An 18,962-nucleotide genomic window follows, 5' to 3' on the forward strand; every position below is an offset into this window, starting at 1 on the left:
GGCAAGCCCACTCTGGTCGTGTTAAAAGCTCGGTTCAAAGGGTAAGCCATGCAAAAATACAAGATACATGTTTTTAGGCCGACTAATCATCTAAAGAATTTGGTGCGGAAATTTAAGCATATTGAGGGGGTCGATGGTTTTGTCGAGGATTACGCCTTTACCGCCGAGTACAGTGATAGAGTATTGGCGACTGAGGTTACTGCCAGGGCTAAACAGGTCTTTCTTGCTGACATGGCAATCAATTATCCTGAGTTTTTCAGGGCGCTGGGCTTTCGTCGTCAATCTGCCACATCGATTGTCGATGAATTGTGGGAGTATCTGGAGTTCGAAAACTGCGGGGGCATGAGCGAGCTTTGGAAACTGAATGCTGAGAAGTTCAAAGAATCTGCGAGTGATTGGGATTTTATTGATCCGGATTCCTGGGAGATCGAGTCCGATGCCTGGAATCACTGAGCGGCCCGGGTCTTCCGCTTCAAAATAGACAGCCGCCGCCCCTACCTCAAAAAAATAGCCATGCAAAAATTGCATGGCTATTTTCCTTTTCTGTAAGCTGAGAAGCGGCATTGAAGCTGAAATCAATGAGAAAAACGCATCCCTCCTCTTCTCATCGCTCCAGCCGACTGCTTAGATCCCCTTGAGCAGCACGCCGCCGATGGCCAGCGGGGCGAACCAGCGGCAGCCCAGGCGGATTGCCGTCATGAACCAGGGCGATTCATGTGGCAGCTGGCGGGCCAGGATGGGCCAGGCGATCCAGCCCAGGCAGATGCTGACGGCGATACCGCCCAGCGGCAGCATCACGTTGGAGGTCAGATAATCGAGCAGGTCGAAAATGGTGCGGCCGAACGGCTTTACGTCCTGCCACAGGCCGAACGACAGCGACGGCGCGATGCCGGCGACGAACATCACCAGACACACCGCCAGCGTGATCTTGCGCCGCTCCATACCGTGCTCGTCGATAAAGTAGGAAGCCACTACCTCGATCAGACTGATCGACGAAGTCAGCGCCGCCACCAGCAGCAGGGCAAAGAACAAGGCGCCGAGCCATTGGCCGGCCGGCAGATGATCGAAGATTGCCGGCAGTGTGATAAAGCTGAGGCCGGGGCCGGCTGCCGGGTCGAAGCCGAAGGCGAATACCACCGGCAGGACCATCAGGCCAGCCAGCAGGGCACAGGCCACTTGCAGACCGATCACCCACAGCGCCGAACTCACCAGCTTGGCCTGGTCGTCGAGATAGGAGCCATAGGTGATCATCGCCCCCATCCCCAGCGACAGCGAGAAGAAGGCAAAACCGAGCGCTTCGACCACGGTGCTTATCGTCACCTTGCTGAAGTCGGGCAACAGGAAGAACGCCACCCCATCCATGGCGCCAGGCAACATCAGCGCCCGGATGATCAGGCCGATCATCAGGATGAATAGGCCCGGCATCAGGTATTTACAGATTGCCTCGATCCCGCTTTTCACCCCGCCCAGCACTACCGCCATATTGAGCAGCAGGAACAGGCCGTGATACCAGACCGGTTTCCAGGGGTCGGAAATAAAGCTCCCGAATACCTGATTGAGCCCTTCGCGCGATAATCCGGTCAGCTCACCCGATACCGCTTTGACCAGATAACCGAGCGTCCAGCCGCCGACCACGCTGTAGAACGTCATGATCAGAAAACCGGTCAACACGCCCATATAGCCAAACAGCGCCCACTTCGAGCCGACCAGTTTGCGGAAGGCGCCGACCGGGCCGAGCTTGGCGGCGCGGCCCAGGGCCAGTTCGGCCAGCATCACCGTCAGACCGATGGTCAAGGAAAAGAAAATATATAAAAGCAGAAAAGCCCCGCCACCGTTGTTGCCGGCGATATAGGGAAATTTCCAGATGGCGCCAAGTCCAATTGCCGATCCTGCTGCCGCGAGAATAAAACCAAGCCGCGAGCCCCATTGGGCGCGTGCTGCCGTCATGCCGATCCCTTCTATAAATTTGTTTTCGAGAACCTTACATGGTTAGCGATTTTTCGCTCCCCAGCCTATGGTGTTCATCCCCGATGGGATAAACCCTATGCTCTGCGCTAAAATGGCCGGTTTGCTTAAAAACAGTGCGCCGGGCTGTTTTCCCGGTAGCGAAAGGAAGCCCTATGCTGCAATTCACCCTGCGCGCCCAGGATGGCGCCGCCCGTCGTGCCTCGGTGACGCTCAACCACGGCGTGGTCGAAACCCCGGTATTCATGCCGGTTGGCACCTACGGCACCGTCAAGGCCATGTCGCCGCTCGAACTCGAAGAGATCGGTGCCAAGATCGTCCTGGGTAACACTTTCCACCTCTGGCTGCGTCCGGGGCTCGAAGTGATGGCCGCCCATGGCGGGCTGCATCGCTTTATGGGCTGGGACCGACCCATCCTGACCGACTCGGGTGGTTTTCAGGTATTCAGCCTGGGCGCGCTGCGCAAGATCAGTGAAGAAGGCGTCCGCTTCCAGTCGCCGCTCAATGGCGACCGGCTGTTCCTGACGCCGGAAGAGTCGATGAAAATCCAGGCGGTGCTGAATTCCGATATCGCGATGATCTTCGACGAATGCACCCCGTATCCCGCCGACGAGCGCGAGGCTGCCATCTCGATGCGGCTGAGCCTGCGCTGGGCCAAGCGCTCGCGTGACGAGTTCGACCGGCTGGAAAATCCCAATGCCCTGTTTGGCATCGTGCAGGGCGGTATGCATGAATTCCTGCGCGACGAGAGTCTCGATGGGCTTGAGCGGATCGGCTTTCATGGCTACGCCATCGGCGGCCTGTCGGTGGGCGAGCCCAAGGAGGATTTCGCCCGCATCCTCGCCCATACCGCGCCCAAGCTGCCGACCGACAAGCCACGCTACCTGATGGGCGTCGGAACGCCCGAGGACCTGGTCTACGGGGTGTCGCAAGGCATCGATATGTTCGACTGCGTGATGCCGACCCGCAATGCCCGCAACGGCTGGCTGTTCACCCGCTGGGGCGACGTCAAGGTCAAGAACGCCCGTTATCGCAACGATGTGCGGCCGCTCGATGAGCAGTGCGCCTGCTACACCTGCCGCAATTTCAGCCGCGCCTATCTGCACCATCTGTTCCGGGCCGGTGAAATCCTGGGCGCCCGGCTCAATACCATCCACAACCTCTACTACTACCAATGGCTGATGGCCGAAATGCGCACGGCCATCGAAGCCGGCAGCTTCGCGGCCTTCGTCTCGCGCTTCCATGCCGAGCGCGGCCAGGGCGTCGGCTGAGAACCGATTGCCCTCTGCCGGGTCCGAGCGCAAGCCGGACCTGGCGCCAGCGGGGCGCTTGTGGCGGCTGACCGGGAAACTGCTGTTTGGCCTGTCCACCCTTCCTGCCCATTCTTGCTTACTGTCTGCTCAAACTGGCCTGGCTCGCTGGGGTGCTGACGCTCGGCTTCTGGCTGACGGCGTCGAACTGGCTGTTCGACGTTCGCTATAGCCAGTTGCAGTCTGCCCAGGCGCAATTGCAGGGAGTGCGCGGCGAGATCGAGCAATTCCGGCGGGTCAAGCAGCGCTTGCCTGTCGATCTGGCAGAACTGCTCGCTTGGCGCTGCGGCCACCTCAGCAAAGCGCAGGCGCGGCACTGCGCACGTTTGCTACACCGCGATTCCTGGAATAAACCGGTCCATTACACCTTCCCGGGCAGGCACAGTCGGGAGGGCTTCGATCTATGGATCGTCGCGCCGGCCGAGCACAGCCATTCGTTGGAAATCGTCGGGAACTGGTGAGAGGAAGCAAGCGGAAGTGGCGGTGTACTCCAAGAAAAGGTATGCATTTATATCAATGCCAGAAAGGAGTACTTCAAGAATAATTGCCGCACCTGAGGAAGAATCTATGCAAGATAAGAATACCTATTGTCTTAACCATTCCATTTCATCTTCTGCTTTCCGTGTCTTGCAACTGTCCATCGCTCTGGCCCTGGCCATCACTGCCCAGGCCCAGGAGGCACCAGTACAATCCAGCGAAAAAGTACAGGTCGAAGGTAGCCCGGAGCAGGCCCGGCAAGCCTCGGTACAGTTGAAGCGGACTGTGCCGCGCAGCGAGCTGGAGCGTCATGGCGACACCAGCGTGCTCGATGTGCTGCGTCGCCAATCGGGTATCACGGTGACGGGCGCGTCCGGCTCGGGCAAGGGGGAAGTGCGGATGCGGGGGCTCGGCGGCAACTATGTGCAGATCCTGGTCAATGGCGAAGCGGCGCCGCCCGGTTTTGCGCTCGATACCCTGTCGCCTGCGCTGGTCGAGCGCATCGAGATCAGCCAGATGCCCAATGTGGCCCTGGGCACCCAGGCGGTCGCCGGGGTGATCAATATCATTCTGCGTCAGGCAGGCAGCCGGCCGCAGCGTCAGTTGACTCTTGGCCTCAACCATACCGACGGCTACCGCAATCCCACGGCATCTGCCAATTACAGCGACAAGCACGGCGCTCTGTCCTGGGTGGTGGCCGCGAACGCCCGCCATCTCAAGGGCGATGAACGTTATCTGTCCGAGATCGAAGGCGGCAAGGCGCCGCTGCAACGCACGCTTGAGCAGTTCAACCACGACCACGCCAAATCATGGAGTCTCGCGCCCCGGCTTCATTGGAAGCGGTCGGACGGCACCGCCCTCAACTGGCAGGTGTTTGCCAATGATCACCGCTACGACAGCGTGGGGCGCGACCAGACCGAATTTGTGGCCGGGCCGGTCACTGTCTGGGGCAACGATCTGTACGTCAGCCACGGCAGCAACCGTTCGCTTCGCAACCAGCTCAGCTGGAGCCAGCCGCTTGGCGAACACACCAAGCTGGAAATCAAAGTCGGTGCCAGCAACAGCCGGATCGGCCACGCCAGCGATATTCGCTATCTCGATGGCGCCGGACAGGTGGCGCATTTTCAGGCAACACGTAAGGACAGTGAGACCAGCGCGCTATCGTTGCTGAGCAGCCTGCGCTTTCACTATCTGGACGACCATGCCTTGCTGTTCGGCACCGAATTCAAGCGCGACCGGATGACGAGCCGGCAGAGCGATTGGCTCGATGGGGTATCGCAGCTCGCTGGCCTTGCCAGCCACACCGAGGTCGATATCGATCAACGCGCCGGTTTTATCCAGGATGAATGGGAGATCACACCGCGTCTGGCCGTCAATCTGGGGCTGCGGCACGATGTCCTGCGGCTGGTGAGCCGCGACGATCTGGGCCGCCGGACCACTTTCCGGCAGGGCGTGACCAGTCCGGTGGGGCAATTGGTCTGGAAGCTGCCCGGGTCGGAAAAGGATCAGCTCCGGCTCGGGCTGGCGCGGACCTGGCGGGTGCCCAGCCCCGACAGCTTCAGCGCCGGACGTCAGCTCTCCCAGGACAATACGGTGACCTCGCCCGACCGGGCCGGCAATCCGACACTCAAGCCGGAACTGGCCTGGGGTGTCGATCTTGCCTACGAACACTATCTGCCCGGCAACGGTGTCCTTAGCGCGACGGTGTTTAGCCGCCGTATCGAGGATGCCATGGTCACCGTGCGCCGATTGGAAGACGGCCGTTGGGTTTCCATGCTGGTCAATGCCGGACAGGCCAGCTCGCATGGGGTCGAACTGGAAGCCAAGGCCAAGCTGTCACAACTGATCGCCAACGCCCCGGCCATCAATCTGCGGGTCAATCTGTCCCGTTACTGGTCGTCGGTGGACGCCATTCCGGGGCCTGACAATCGCCTGAACAGCCAGACGCCGCTGTCCTTCCAGATCGGCGCCGATTACGCCTTCCCGGCCTTGCCGATTTCAGCCGGTGCGTCGTTTGGCTTTGTGAAGAACGGTACGGTCCGGCTGTCCGAGTACGAGAGCGAATTCAAGAGCAACCAGCGCACGCTCGATGCCTATGCGCTGTGGCGGATCGGACCGATGACCCAGCTGCGCCTGTCCGTCGCCAATCTGTTGCGCGACCCGGAACGCAAAAACAGCCGCTTTGTAACGGCCGATTCCTGGCAAACCAAGCACACCTCGCTCGATACCTTCCGCGTGTTCCGTCTGCTGTTGGAGGCGAAATTCTGAGAGGACGCCACAGCGTGTCCGGCGGTGTCAGCCCCGGACCGCTCAGGTGGACTGGACGCTTCGGTGTCCCAGGGCGCGGGACTGTCCGTCAGGCGGGACAGTGGACACAGCGGCCAAGGGCCGAGCTTGGGTAGGTATGCGTAGAGGTCATGCCTATTTAATCTAATTTCGAATGCTGGATTGGCATATATAAGATTATCTATGCATCTCATGCATACCTTAAGCCTCACACTTATTGCGTCCGACTGAACCGACTGCACAGGTCATGGCGGACGCAGTCGGTGCTTGCCTGAAGGCAGGCTCAGCCCCAGGCCTCTTGCCACAAATCCTTGCCGGCCAGCCAGTCCTTGAACCACTCATCCAGCGTCGCTTTATGGGCAATCAGATATTCGGCCACTTCCTCGTCCTCCCCGATCGCGGCGAGATCGATATAGGCGACCGGGTAGGGCGGTTCGCAATGAACCAGCGAATAGACCGTGCAGCCCCAGTAGCAGAACGGCAGCCAGCGTTCCGGCCAATGCCAGTCGGGTGCGTCGGGGTCTTTTTGGGCGAGGGTCTGGTAGAGCGAAACGGCGCTGCTGCCCTGATCGTCGGTAAAGCCGTCTTCAAGCCCCATCACGCCGTAACCCGGCCCGAAACCGCCATTGGCGACGTCGAGATAAAGCTGGCGCAATAAAGGCGGCAGCGCAAAGCCCAACTCGGCTTCGCTGCTGGCGACTTCGGCGGGTGAGGCGGGCGGGCAGGGTTCGAAGGGCTGGCCGGTGACGTCTTCGCTGACGGGGTTGGCGGCCAGACGGGCTTGCAGGGCGGTGACGATGGGGTGCATGGCGCGGACTCAGGGCAAAAGAGGACAGGCGTCGAGTGGCGGATCAGCTGGTATTGCGTCCACTCGACAGTGGCAGGGTGATCAGGAATTCCACCCCGCCCGGCATATTGCGGGCCTCGATCGAGCCGTCCATCTTGGCCATATAGCTGCGGGCAACGAAAAGTCCCTGGCCTTTGTTTTCCTCACCGGGCGGCTCAAGCGACACGCCGTACTCGAAAATGGTGTCGAGCTTGTCTTCGGGAATGGCCGGACCACGGTTGCGAATCGAAATCTCGGCGCCGCGCTCGGTGACTGCCAGCGCGATCGAGATTGGGCTGTCGGGCTCGCGGAAGCGGACGGCGTTATTGAGCACGTGCATGATCACATCCTCGATCCAGCCCTCGTCGGCCATGGCCCAGACGGCGCCTTTGGGGCCACGGTAATCGATATTGTCGATCCCGATCTCGGTGGCGTTTTGCAGAAACTCGACCAGATTGGTGCGGGTGAGCTGAGGCGAGGCGTTGACGAAGGCGGTTTCGGGCGAGGCGGCGCTATAGAGCAGTTCGACGGCGCGCAGCATCCGATCGACATAAGGCCGGCTGCGGTCTTCGCCGTCGCCGTGCAAGGCCACCAGATTCTGCAAGGGCGAACGGATTTCATGGCCGATCGCCTTGAGCATCTCCTTGCTTTGGGCGATCTGCCGCTGCTCGCGCACGATATCGGCCCGTACCCGCTCCAGCAGATCGCGCAGACCTGTGGCCAGCACGCCCAGCTCATCGCGCCCGACCAGCCCGGCGAAGCCGATATCGGGCAGGGGGCCGTTGACCTGGAGCTTCTTCGACAGTTCATGGGTGCGCCGGGTCAGCTTGGAAACCGGCCGCAGCACATAAATCTCGATCACTGCCCACGACACCAGCACCACAGCCAACAGCAGCAGCAGATAGGCCACGATGCGCTGCCCCAGCAGCACCCAGCCATCGCGGGCATTGGCCACATCGCCCAGCAGGGCGAGTTCGAAGCCATTGAGCCGACTCTGCGCCAGCGGCCGCACCGCAGCGGTGGTGCCATGGTCGGTAAAGGCGGTGACGATGATGCGGCGGGCGATATCTTCGAGCGCCGAGGCTTCCTTGGGTTGCGGGCGCGAGTTGATCACCAGCTCGCCGCGCTGGCCGGTCGGGGCCACGATACGCAATTCCTCGCCCGTGGCCAGTTCGTTGCGCAGGCTGTCGATCGAATAGAGCGGAATGGGCGCGGCCTGAGCCGTGCTGAACAGCACGGGCGAGCGGCCGTCGGCTTCCTTGGGACCGAGCAGTTCGAGCGAGACATCGAGCGCCTGCAAATCCTTGGGCGGCCATGGTTCGAAATGGTAGCGCCATGGATCGACCGGCAGGCGCAGCGCAAAGTGATAGACGCAGGGAAACGGCGCCTCGGGCGGCAGCGCTTCGCCGGCGCCCGGCAGGCAGCGGCCGGTCTTGAGCAGTCGGCCGCCGACTTCGCGGTCGTGGCGGCCGCCGACGACTTTCCAGTCGGTGCGGGCGCGGTAGCCGGTGATATTCCAGCGGGTGGCCGTGCGGGCCGACGCTGCGCTGCCGTCACGGGGCGGTGGCGGCGGCTGGAACGTGGCCAGCCAGCGGCCCTGATTGCCCTGGATCGCCACCTGTAGCTTGAGCCGATGCACCGCATCGAACGCCTTGGCACCCTGGGTATGGGTCTCGATGGCGTTATGGCGGAAGCTGCCTTGCAGAAACACAAAGGCGCCCTTGTCGCGGTCCTGGATCAGCCCGGCGCAGATGGCGCCGTCGTTGCCGACGGCGTAGGTGCAGGCCTTGGGCAGTTCCAGGTCGCGCTCGCTGCGCAGCCAGATATTGAGCGTATTGAGCGGCAGCGCAAACACCCGCACTGACGAGCCGCTGCGCTGCTGTGTCACCAGATTGGCCAGCAGGATCTGGCCGTCGAGCGAGGTCAGCTGGTTGCGGATGGCGCGCAGCCGGGTTTCCAGATTCTTGGTGTAGGTCTCGATCGCTTCCTGCCGGCCCCAGCGGATCGCGACGATGGCGCCGGCGATCAAGACACAGATCAGCAGCACAAAGGCGCCACGGATCAGAATCCGGGTACGCGAACCGAGCAGCCAGTTGCCGAGCCGGTCCAGGCTGCGTCTCAGTCTAGCCACTGAAAACCCTTCATCTTGACCGTGGCGATGCGGTCGAACGACGGGTCGATTTCCTCGAAGGCTTCGCGGATGGTGCGGATATGCTGGCGCAGATTGGTGGTATTGCGGCCCGAGGGCAGCAGGGCGAACAGTTCGTCGTAGGTGGCGACGCCACCTTTCTTGTCATGCAGCGCCTTGAGGATGCGCTGGGCGGTGATCGGCAGGTTGAGCCGCTTGCCGCGCCAGGTCGGCTGCGGCTGGCGCAGCGGGTCGATCACCAGATCGGCCGGATCGGCCGTGCCGCCATGGGCCGGGCGGGCGGTGCGCAGAATGCCGAACACGGCGCCGAGAAAATCCTGTTCGTTGACCGGCTTGCCCAGGTAATCCCAGATATCGAGTTCGCGCATGATCGAGCGGTAGATGCTGGCGTCGAGCCCGGACACCACCAGCACCGGGCTGCGATGGCTGGTATTGATCGCGTTGACGATGCCGATGCCGGCATTGCGGTCGGGCTTGAGTTCGATATCGAGCACCACCAGATCGTACGGGGCCGACGTCACCGCTTCGACGGCGCTGTCACGATCGTAGAAACGGTCGATCTGGATCGCCGGCTTGGCGTTGCCGATCCAGCGGTAAAGCTCGTCGCTGAACGGCACTTCGTCCTCAATAATGGCGATCCTGGTCATTGGTTAAGAGCGTGGAAAGGAAACAGGCTCGATTATCAGTGCCGCTTCGGTGAATGGTCCATCGATTGGCGTGAATGGATACTCACGTTAAGAGGCAGAAGCTCACGTTTGTGAGCAGATATACCAATTTCGTAGGTGAATGACGTCGGCTACAAGCGTTGAGACTTCACGGTTGCCGCTACTACGATAGCCCCATCGTCAAACCGCCAGACGGCGCGACGCTGGCGACCAAACGGTGAGATCACCGCAAGGCCGCAGCCGATGACAGTTCAGCAATTGGCAGTCAGAAGCGAGTAGTGTGTTTTCCACGGTAGAGGGTTTAAGTATCTAGCCGGCCACGGCCGCCATAGCGGCCGACACGGAACAACGATTTGGGGACGACCGACAACGTGTCGTGCCGGACGGGCAGGTCCAGCACATCACGCCGAAACCGAATCGCCGTTCCAGGTGCCTTCAGCGCTGCGTACCGGCTGCTGACGGCGCACCAGGGCAGGGTGCGCCGTTAGTTTTTTTCCGCCTTCCCACTGCTTCCCCTGATGGTCTGTCCCAGGCGACTTCACTCCCTGTCGCCCAGCTTCTCTTCCGCATCCCGTCCTTAATGTGTGCCTGGGTTTCGCTATGCTTAGTCTCAGCTGGGCAACGGAGCCCGACGTAGTGCGTCTGCGAACAAATAGAAAAATATAGGAAAACGACGTGCAAGACAAATTGCGATATATAAACAATTAAGAAATTTTCTTGCTATGGCACGTTCGTCGTGCCACACCCATCTTCCTTTTATAAGGTTGCGCTTGATGATCCATGGACTTCTCCGGCTGGCGCTGCTGTCGGCCTTGGGTTCCGCTGCGCTGGCCTCTGGGCCGGGATTTGCCCATCCACTCTTTGAATACAACTGGCCAAGCCAGACCGAATGGCCGCAGACCGCCGCCGGCGAATGGCAACTGCTGCCGGCCCAGGCCGAGCTGTCATTGCGCTTTGCCATTCACCGCCAACTGATCGGCCATCCCGAAACGGCACCGATGCTGCCCATCCCCGCAGAAGACCCGGCCATCAAGCGCTGGCTGACGCTGCGGGAGCGGCTGGGCGCCAGCGGTCCGGCCAGGCTCGGCAGTATCGAAGCGAGTGCTGCCAAGGCCGATCTGCTGTGGCAGGTCGATTGGAACCGCTACCGTTGCAGCAACCATGCTTTCCGGCTGGCCAGCGAAACGCTGGAGGCTCGGGCGGCCAGCCATCCTGAGCAGCGCTGGCTGCTTGAGTGGATTCGCGGCCAGGACACCGTGTTCGCCAGTTGCGAACGCGAGCGGCAGACCTTCCCGGCACTCCCCAAGGACGCCCCTGACTGGTTGCGCGATGACCGGGCTTATCAGGAGGCAGCGGCGTCTTTCTATAGCCAGCCCGACGAGGCGACCATCGCGGCCTTCACTGCCATTGCGGCCGATCGGGATTCGCCCTGGCGTGACTGGGCCGACTTTCTGATTGCCCGCACGCTGGCGCGCCAGATCGGTTTGCCGCGCGATCTGCGTGCCACGGTGGAACCTGCCGAGGATGCGGAGCACGAAGCGGCCATCCGGCAGAAGCTGGAAGCGCATCTGACCCGGCTGTTGGCCGATCCGGCGCGCAAATCGGTCCATGGCGCGGCGGACGAGCTGCTTGGCAATCTGCGCGGCAGGGCCGATCCGCTGGCCCGCGCCGAAGCCTTTGCCGCCTGGGCCGATCAGGCCGATCTGGGACCCAATCGGCGTCAGTGGCTGATCGATCTACAGATCCTGGCGTCACAGGTGGATCGGCCGCAGAGCCAGATGCCGTGGTGGCTCGGGGGATTACAGTCGGGCCGGCGCGATCCGCAGCATCCAGGCTGGCTGTTGCGTGATCTGAACGATGCGGTATATGGCTTCGAGCTGCGCGACAGGGTGGCGGAAATCAAGCGCTTGATGAATGAGGCCGAGTCTTCGCCGCCTTCCTACGATCCGTCGGCGAAGGACTATTCCGAATTGCTGCAAAGGGCCAGCAACGTTGCGGCCGATCATCCTCTGGCGCCGGCGATCACCTTTCAGCGCGCGCAACTGCTGCGCTTTCTGGACGACCGCAAAGGGGCCTGGGACGAGTCGGAGCAGCTATTGAAGCGTCAGGGTACGCGGCCCTGGTTCATTGCCAGCCGCAATCTGTTGGCACGGCTGCGCAGCGCCAGCTCGCCCGATCTGGTGTCCGCCTTGCCCGAGATGACGCGGCAGGCGGTGGGCGTGCGCTATGAAGACGACTCGGACAGATTGTTCTGGCACCGGCCCGAAGATCGTCCGGCCGAATATGCCCAGCAGCGTCTGTTGCCGCGCGATACGGTGCAGCTATTCAACTTCTATCTGCCACTCGACCAATGGCTTATGGCGTTGGAAAAAGGCCGCTGGGACGAGCTGGCGCGGCGCGAACTCACTGGTGTGCTGTGGCTGCGTGCCTGGCTGCTTGGGCGCGAGGATCTGGCTGGCAAGCTCGCGCCGGCCGTGCGGGCGGTCTACCCGGAAGCCGAGGCGCAGTGGAAGCGGGCTGAGGCGGCGAGCGAGCCCGCTGAGCGGCGACTGGCCGAGGCCGTGGCGATCCTGCGCTTGCCGGCGCTGTCGCCAGTTCTGCACGGCGGCTTTTTCCGCGACAGTCAGGCTGCTGACGAGATCGGCTCGATGTCGCGCTGGCGCTGGTGGTGGGCCAATGAGCCCGGCGGCTGGCGGCCAGACCTGGCTCCCACTGGCGAGCTGCCCTGCCCATCCGAGCCGCCAGGCGGATTGCCCATCTGGGTTGACAGCAGCCTGCGTGCAAGCGCCTGTGGCGAGCAACGCAAGCTGACCGCACTCGGCAATGGAACCGAGGTGCTGGGGCGGATAGTCATCGACTGGGTCCAAGCGCATCCGGATGACCCCGAAGCACCGCAGATGCTCCATCTGGTGGTGCGCGCCACGCGCTACGGCCCGAGTGCGCCCAAGGAATCGCAGCGCGCTTTCCGCCTGCTGCATAAGCGCTACCCCCAGAGCGAGTGGGCCAAGAAGACGCCGCATCATTATTGAGTAAGCGGCGATGGCCGGAGGCGAAAGCGAAGAGAGGGTGTTCGTCTCCAACAATTTTTCCTTTCTGTTTATATCCGCTAGTACATCTTGCATCAAATTTGCCGAAAACTTTCTATTTTGCCTCTCCCTTGTTTCCTCGCGCTTACGCTGCTGACCATGACGCTGACCGTATCGGCTGGCGGACCAGTTGCCGAGCCGACCCAGGTGGTGTGGGCCTGGAAGCGGGCAGAATCCTTGCCTTTTCTTCAAGCCGGTCGCCATGAGGTGGCCTGGTTTGCGGCGGAATTGCAGATCGACGGGACAAGTTTCCGGATGGGGCGACGGCGCAATCCGCTCCATGTGCCGGAAGGGGTGACGCGAACGCTGGTGGCCCATATCGATATTCTGCGGCGCCAGCCGCCGGTGCTGGACGAGCCGCTGCGCGAGGCGATGCTGGATGCCCTAGTGACGGTCGCAGCGCTCGATCCGGCGGCGACGCTGCAAATCGACTTCGAGCCGCGTCGCTCCGAGCGGGCTTTCTATGGCGAGCTGCTGCGTCAACTGCGGCTGCGGCTGCCGCAGCGGCGTTTATCGATCACTGCCTTGACTTCGTGGTGTTGGGGCGACCGCTGGCTTGCCGACTTGCCGGTCGATGAGGTGGTGCCGATGCTGTTCCGGATGGGGCGGGAAGGCTGGGCGATTCGCGAGCAACTGGCGGCCGGTCAATGGCCGCCCGAGCCTTTGTGCCGCCAGGCCGCCGGGGTGGCGCTCGATGAGTTGCCGCCGGGCTTGCCGCCCTTTGGCCGGCTCTATTGGTTTGCCCCACGTTCCTGGCGCGTGGCCGATTGGCAGACGGCCCAGCAAAGCCTGGAGCGCTGGCGCAGCGTCGATGCCTCTCAGAAACGGCAATAGCCGCCCAATTTTTCCATTGCAGGATCAAGCGAGCACGAACGCAGCGGAAATCGTGCGGCGTTGCTGCGGCCCAGGGCAGTCGTTCGGACACACAGTGTCTTGGGAATCCTCGGCGAGGACGCAAACGCCGATGCCTGACAGCCCCTTCCAGCGCGCGGAATTGGCCAGTATTTTCCAGGCGATGACAAGCAGATTAGTTGTTGATTGTTGAGGAATATTCTGGTCCGGCTAATGCCGTTTGTTTATAATCCGCGCCGCTTTCATGCCTGGCCGGTGAGGTCGGGTGAATACCCATTAGAGAGTCTCTGCCGGGACCCAGGTCCAGCCGGCAAGCTGGGTGGCCAAGGCTTGGGCGACCGGAGCGGCTGCGGCGATTTATAGACACATCAGAAAGAAATACTTAGTTATGAAGCTCAGTGCTGTTTCCATTGCCTTGTCTACCCTGATGCTGGGCGGTTTTTCGGCCTCTGTCCTGGCCGCCGATCTGCCGGTACTCAAACCCGTCAATACCTTTGCCGCACCGTTAAATATCAACCAGATGGTCTATGCCCCGGGCGCGCAACTGATGTTTGCCCGGCAGGGCGACAAGACCATCGTGGTGCTGGATACCTTTACCCAGGCCCAGATCAGCCAGAAAAAGATGGAGGAATCGGTGGTCGATCTGTCGCTGAGTCCGAGCGGGCGCTATCTGTTTGCTTCGGAATTCGGCGGGCAGAGCGTATATGGCAATCCGATCCGGCCGAGCCGTTTCCATCGCTTCGATGTCAGGAACCGTAGCTGGAGCACCAAGAATACGGCCCAGGTCGCCTACCGGGTCGAGGCGGTCGGAGATGACCGCTTCCTGGCGCTGGACCAGGACCAATGGGTGTCGCTGGCACTGATGCAGTGGAACGGCAACGAACCCACCGTCAAGTCAGTGAGCCGCACCGGCACCAGCCTCTATGCCGGCGATATCGGCTACAGCCACCAGACCGGCCTGATCGCCCACAGCAGCGCCGGCATGTCGCCGCCTGAACTCAATGTGTTCAAGCTCGAAGCCGACGGTGTGGTCAGTAAGGAAAAGAGTGAATTCCTCTACTACGTGTCGGGGACGCCCATCGTCTCGACCGATGGCAGTCAGGTCTATTTCTCGGGCACGCAGACCCATATCAACAATATCCGCACCAAGCTGCGCGAATTCCCCGAAGTCATCATCGCGGCCACCGCCAAGTATGCGATCAGCCGGCAGAAACTCTACAGCGCCGTCACCGGCGAGCCGGTTGCCACCTTGTCTGGCGCCGTGACTGCGCTGGCGATCAACCCGAACGGGTCGGATTTCTGGGTCTACAACGAAGGCGCTGCCACGCTGAGCCGTTATCTGCTGCCGTCGAGCGTGGCGTTCGATGTCTCGACCAATGAGCTGACCAAGGCTGGCGAAGTGGTGGTGAACTGGCTGGCCGAGGAAGGCGCCAGCTGCAGCGCCTCGGGCGCCAAGGATTGGGACGGCCCGGTCGGCCGGCTGGGGCGCAAGACCGTGTCGATTGCTGTCAGCTCTACCCTGAAGATCCAGTGCACGGTGGGTCAGCAGGTCCAGGAGAGCCAAGCCAGGATCGTGGTCCGCTCGCAGCCCGACTGTCTGCTTGACTGGGCGCAGACCACCTATCCGAAGCTGTTCCCCACGGCACCGGCCGGCACCGGCCACTACGCGCCGTACACCTTCCGCCACTACCCGGCCAACGACCAGTATCTGGGCGTCTCCTCGGCCGATAGTTCGGTCTACCTGGTGACGGCTGCGCCGGAGCGGCATTTCCTCAATGTCGGTCCGCTGCAAGACTGGCTCCGCACGGCAAGCTGCCCGCTGAACTGAGCGGTGTGCCGGTCCGCCGACCTGCGAGGCGGGCTGGCATGCCGCGTGGTGGATGACCGACTGGAGCTGCCGTCCGGCCGGTCTGCCGCCTGGAAAAAGCCCGCTCCCCCGAATCGGGGCGAGCGGGCTTTTTGTCGGGGGAAGGGTGGGACGCTGGTTGGGACATCATCAGCGTCCAATGTTAAGTTTTTATATAAAAATTAGGAGAGGCGCTATTTATATTGTGGTGCCTTGGCGGATAATTTTCTATTTGGCCTATCCCTTCCAAGTGAAGGGAAACATGAACTGCTTTTTGAAGCCATTGGGCACATAGTCGCCGAGTACGCCGTAATCGTTGGGCCATTCGCGGTCGGACTTCACCGCCGTGCCGAACAGATAGTCGAGAAAGGCAAAATGAGCCGCGTAGTTGCGGTCGAGCGCTTCCTGATCCTGTGAGTGGTGCCAGTGGTGAAAATTGGGCGTCACCAGCACATAGCGCAGCGGCCCGAGTCGCACGCTGACATTGCAGTGGTTGAATACCGCCTGGAAGCCGACGATCACGATATAGGCGTCGATCACTTCCTTGGAAAAACCCAGCACATAGATCGGTGCCAGCACCAGGGTGCGGGTCAGCAGCAGTTCGAGCAGATGCTGGCGCGAGCCGGCCAGCCAGTCCATATGCTTGACGCTGTGGTGCACCGCATGGAGCCGCCACAGCAGCGGCACCTCGTGGTAGGCGCGGTGGGTCCAGTACTGCACCAGATCGGCCACCAGAATGATCAGGAACAGCTCGACCACGAAGGGCAAATCCTTGACCCAGCTCTGCACCCCGTCCTTGACCGCCCAGCCGAACAGCTTGTGGACCAGCAGATTGGTGGCCAGCAGAATCAGCCCGACCACCAGATGGTTGACCGCGAAATGCTGTAGATCGGTCTGCCAGGCCGGGCGGAAGATCGGTTGATTGCGCCGCAGCGGAAACAGTTTTTCGATAAAGATAAACAGCAGGCTGGAGCCGAGCAGATCGAGGATCAGCCAATCGAGCCCAATATAGGGCGTATGGTCGGCGAAGTCGTTGACCGGCACCTTATGCCCGCCCAGCACGGCCGCGAGGGCGATCAGCAGAAACGCGATGCTCGACAGCCAGCGCACCCGGCCCAGCACGATATTGGCCAGCGAAATGCCGCCGGCCAATACCATCGACCAGAACAGCACCTGGCGCAGCGTGGCCACATCGTAGGAACGGCGCAGCTCAGGGGTGGTCAGGTAGGCCGGAAAGTGGAAGGCCAGCACGCCCAGCAGGCACAGTACCGCCAGGGTCAGGGCAAAAACGCCCGACACCAGGCCGACCCCACGGCGCATCTCGCCATGGGAAGACGACAGGCGCTTGAGGCGCTCGGTCAGATCGTCGTCGGGAGGAAGATCAACAGGGGAGGAGGACATGAGCAGGCTCGAGCACGCGATGACGGTTTCTAGCATAGCCGTACCGAATCGAGCCAGTTGCGCCTTGCGGCAATCTTGCCGAGGCAGCGGATAAACGGAAGGGAATGATGGTGGAAGGTGCGCTCGAACTGCTGTTCGACATGGACTGGATGTTTCTGGTGGGCACGGCGGCGTTCTCGCTGTCGGGCTATCTGCTCGGGGTGAAAAAGCAGTTCGATCTGCTGGGCATTCTGATCGTCTCGCTGCTGACGGCAATCGGCGGCGGGATTATCCGCGATGTGCTGCTCAACCGGATTCCCATCGTGTTCCACGACGCCAGCGCCTTATGGGTGATCGTGGCCACGCTGTTGATCGCCTGGGGCGCCAGTCTGCACAAGGTCTATAGCCCCGGCATGCACCGGCTGTTCATCGTGGCCGACTCGATCGGCCTGATCGCCTTCAGCCTTGCCGGCGCCCAGGTCGGCCTCCATTACGGATTGAATCTGTTCGGTGTGCTGTTTATCGGCTTTGTCAGCGCCGTGGGCGGCGGCATCGTGCGCGATATGATGGTCAATGATGTGCCGTTCATCCTGCATAAGGACTTCTACGGCACGGTTTCCATCCTGGTGGCCGCCCTGCTCTACGGCGCCACCGTCCTGCGCTGGGATGGGCCATGGCTGGTATGGGGCCTGTTCTGCCTCGGCCTCACCATCCGGCTGGTGGCGCATTACCGCGATTTCAAGCTGCCAAGGGTCTGAGGGGGCTGGAACACCCTGTTGAAGGCCGAGAAGCATGACGCCCTGGCGACCGGTAGGCCACCAGGGCGTCGATTCGTTGAAGCGTGTGCTCAAGGGAAGGTCAACACCACCCGTTCGGTGAACCCCAGCGTGCCGTTGCCCGACAGCACCACTTCGTTGATCAGATAAGTACCGTTGGCCGGGTCGCCGTTGGCGTCGAAGTCGAGCTGGCCGCCGACGCCGTGGTAGTCGATGTCCTCATTCCTGGCGATGGCTGCCAGCGCCTTGGCGAATTCGCCCACGCCGATTTCGGTCGGACGGGGGCTGTCGCCGCGGGAGATCGAGCGCAGGTTGGCCAGTACAGCCGCTCGGCTGTTGTGGCGAGCCTGGGCCAGCGCCAGCGCCAGCAGGTAGACGGCGTCGTAGCCGGTATGGGCGGTGGCTTCCGGTTCTTCACCGACTTCCCGCACGAAATTGGCGCGAAAGCGCTGATAGCCACCCGAGGCCCGTGGTGCCGTGGGCGACACGACCTGCACGCCCAGCCCGGCCGTGCCGACATTGTCGAGAAAGGCGGTGCCGAAATTACCGGCCCCGAACAGCCGGGGTATCCGGTCGCCCAGCCGCTCCCTGAGGGCGCGCACCAGATTGGCAGCATCGACGGCAAAGCCGACGATCAGGATGGCATCGGGCACGCCCGCCGCCGTCAGTTGCGCCGCTTCGCTTTCAAACCCCAGGGTCTTGCCCGACGGATAGGCCACCTGGGTCAGCAATTCGCCGCCGCGCGCCGTCAGCCGGTTACGCAGCGAATTAGCCAGACCTTGGCCAAACGCATCATCGACATTGGCCACCGCCACCCGACGCAAGCCCTCGGACAGCATGCGATCGGCCAGGGCCGCGCCTTGCAGCACATCGGACGCCACGGTACGCCAGACCGTGTCGCGGTCGTCGAGCGTGGTGATCAAGGGGGAGGAACCGCTGGTGATCAGCGCCATGCCGGCGTTGATGGTGACTTGCTGCGCGACCGGGATCGATACCCGGCTGGAGAAGCTGCCGATAATGCCGATCGCGTCGGTGGCCGCCAGCTCGCGCGCGCCCTGGACGCCGATATCGGCGTCGAGCTTGTCGTCGCGCACCAGCAATTCGACCTGCTGGCCGTTGACGCCGCCTGCGGCGTTGATTTCCTTGAGTGCCAGCCGGGCGGAGTATTCGACATGGCGGCCAAGCGAAGCGCCTGAGCCGGTCTTGCTGGTCAGCAGACCGATTTTCAGGGTGCTGGGAGCGGGCTGGACCGGGTTGTCATCGACCGAGCCGCCACCGTCGCAGGCGACCAGCGCCAGACACAGGGCAAGAGCAAGCGGCGGGAATACGCGCATCATGAATCCT

At 62.0% G+C, this 18,962-nt stretch carries 14 protein-coding genes; 8 read left to right on the forward strand and 6 right to left on the reverse strand.

What is annotated here, in order from left to right; translation table 11 throughout:
- Positions 1–48 precede the first annotated feature (48 nt).
- Positions 49–453, forward strand: a complete 405-nt coding sequence (locus ACFOW7_RS18150) for a hypothetical protein (RefSeq protein ID WP_378167006.1) — start codon at positions 49–51, stop codon at positions 451–453.
- A gap of 171 nt (positions 454–624) precedes the next feature.
- On the opposite strand, the gene ACFOW7_RS18155 is transcribed toward ACFOW7_RS18150, so the two are convergent.
- Complete coding sequence (locus ACFOW7_RS18155; protein WP_378167008.1) at positions 625–1,947, reverse strand: sodium-dependent transporter; 1,323 nt, start codon at positions 1,945–1,947, stop codon at positions 625–627.
- A 173-nt stretch (positions 1,948–2,120) separates the two neighbouring features.
- Here ACFOW7_RS18155 and tgt point away from each other — a divergent pair, with 173 nt between their 5' ends.
- From tgt to ACFOW7_RS18170, 3 genes are all read left to right on the forward strand, one after another.
- Positions 2,121–3,236: a tRNA guanosine(34) transglycosylase Tgt gene (tgt, locus tag ACFOW7_RS18160; protein WP_378167010.1), complete on the forward strand. Its 1,116-nt coding sequence runs from the start codon at positions 2,121–2,123 to the stop codon at positions 3,234–3,236.
- An 86-nt stretch (positions 3,237–3,322) separates the two neighbouring features.
- Complete coding sequence (locus tag ACFOW7_RS18165; RefSeq protein ID WP_378167012.1) at positions 3,323–3,736, forward strand: type II secretion system protein GspG; 414 nt, start codon at positions 3,323–3,325, stop codon at positions 3,734–3,736.
- Positions 3,737–3,902: 166 nt separating this feature from the next.
- Complete coding sequence (locus ACFOW7_RS18170) at positions 3,903–6,020, forward strand: TonB-dependent receptor plug domain-containing protein (protein WP_378167014.1); 2,118 nt, start codon at positions 3,903–3,905, stop codon at positions 6,018–6,020.
- Between the two features lie 301 nt (positions 6,021–6,321).
- Here ACFOW7_RS18170 and ACFOW7_RS18175 read toward each other — a convergent pair whose 3' ends face one another.
- From ACFOW7_RS18175 to ACFOW7_RS18185, 3 genes are read right to left on the reverse strand one after another with little or no spacing between them, the layout of a single operon-like run.
- Entirely contained in the window at positions 6,322–6,846 is a 525-nt protein-coding gene (locus ACFOW7_RS18175; protein WP_378167016.1) for an SMI1/KNR4 family protein, read from the reverse strand.
- Between the two features lie 43 nt (positions 6,847–6,889).
- Positions 6,890–8,995, reverse strand: a complete 2,106-nt coding sequence (locus ACFOW7_RS18180; RefSeq protein WP_378167018.1) for a sensor histidine kinase — start codon at positions 8,993–8,995, stop codon at positions 6,890–6,892.
- Positions 8,983–9,660, reverse strand: a complete 678-nt coding sequence (locus ACFOW7_RS18185) for a response regulator transcription factor (protein ID WP_378167020.1) — start codon at positions 9,658–9,660, stop codon at positions 8,983–8,985. Before ACFOW7_RS18185 ends, ACFOW7_RS18180 begins: the two co-directional genes overlap by 13 nt.
- 791 nt (positions 9,661–10,451) lie before the next feature.
- Between ACFOW7_RS18185 and ACFOW7_RS18190 the strand changes: the two genes are divergently transcribed.
- The 3 genes from ACFOW7_RS18190 (at position 10,452) to ACFOW7_RS18200 (ending at position 15,444) form a co-directional block, all read left to right on the forward strand.
- The gene (locus ACFOW7_RS18190) at positions 10,452–12,707 is read left to right on the forward strand and encodes a hypothetical protein (RefSeq protein WP_378167021.1); all 2,256 of its coding nucleotides are present in this window, start codon (positions 10,452–10,454) and stop codon (positions 12,705–12,707) included.
- Positions 12,708–12,863: 156 nt separating this feature from the next.
- A complete protein-coding gene (locus ACFOW7_RS18195) occupies positions 12,864–13,598 on the forward strand; it encodes a hypothetical protein (RefSeq protein ID WP_378167022.1) in 735 nt (244 codons plus the stop codon).
- A gap of 406 nt (positions 13,599–14,004) precedes the next feature.
- On the forward strand, positions 14,005–15,444 hold the full coding sequence (locus tag ACFOW7_RS18200) for a hypothetical protein (protein WP_378167024.1): 1,440 nt from the start codon (positions 14,005–14,007) through the stop codon (positions 15,442–15,444).
- A gap of 255 nt (positions 15,445–15,699) precedes the next feature.
- Here the strand turns inward: ACFOW7_RS18200 and ACFOW7_RS18205 are convergent, their stop codons facing one another.
- Complete coding sequence (locus ACFOW7_RS18205) at positions 15,700–16,863, reverse strand: sterol desaturase family protein (RefSeq protein WP_378167026.1); 1,164 nt, start codon at positions 16,861–16,863, stop codon at positions 15,700–15,702.
- 104 nt (positions 16,864–16,967) lie between these two features.
- Between ACFOW7_RS18205 and ACFOW7_RS18210 the strand changes: the two genes are divergently transcribed.
- Positions 16,968–17,600, forward strand: coding sequence for a trimeric intracellular cation channel family protein (locus ACFOW7_RS18210; protein WP_378167028.1), 633 nt, complete (start codon positions 16,968–16,970; stop codon positions 17,598–17,600).
- Between the two features lie 89 nt (positions 17,601–17,689).
- Here the strand turns inward: ACFOW7_RS18210 and ACFOW7_RS18215 are convergent, their stop codons facing one another.
- On the reverse strand, positions 17,690–18,955 hold the full coding sequence (locus ACFOW7_RS18215) for an ABC transporter substrate-binding protein (protein ID WP_378167031.1): 1,266 nt from the start codon (positions 18,953–18,955) through the stop codon (positions 17,690–17,692).
- Positions 18,956–18,962 lie beyond the last annotated feature (7 nt).

Origin of the sequence: Chitinimonas lacunae (genome assembly GCF_042650885.1) — a bacterium.
GTDB lineage: Bacteria > Pseudomonadota > Gammaproteobacteria > Burkholderiales > Chitinimonadaceae > Chitinimonas_A > Chitinimonas_A lacunae.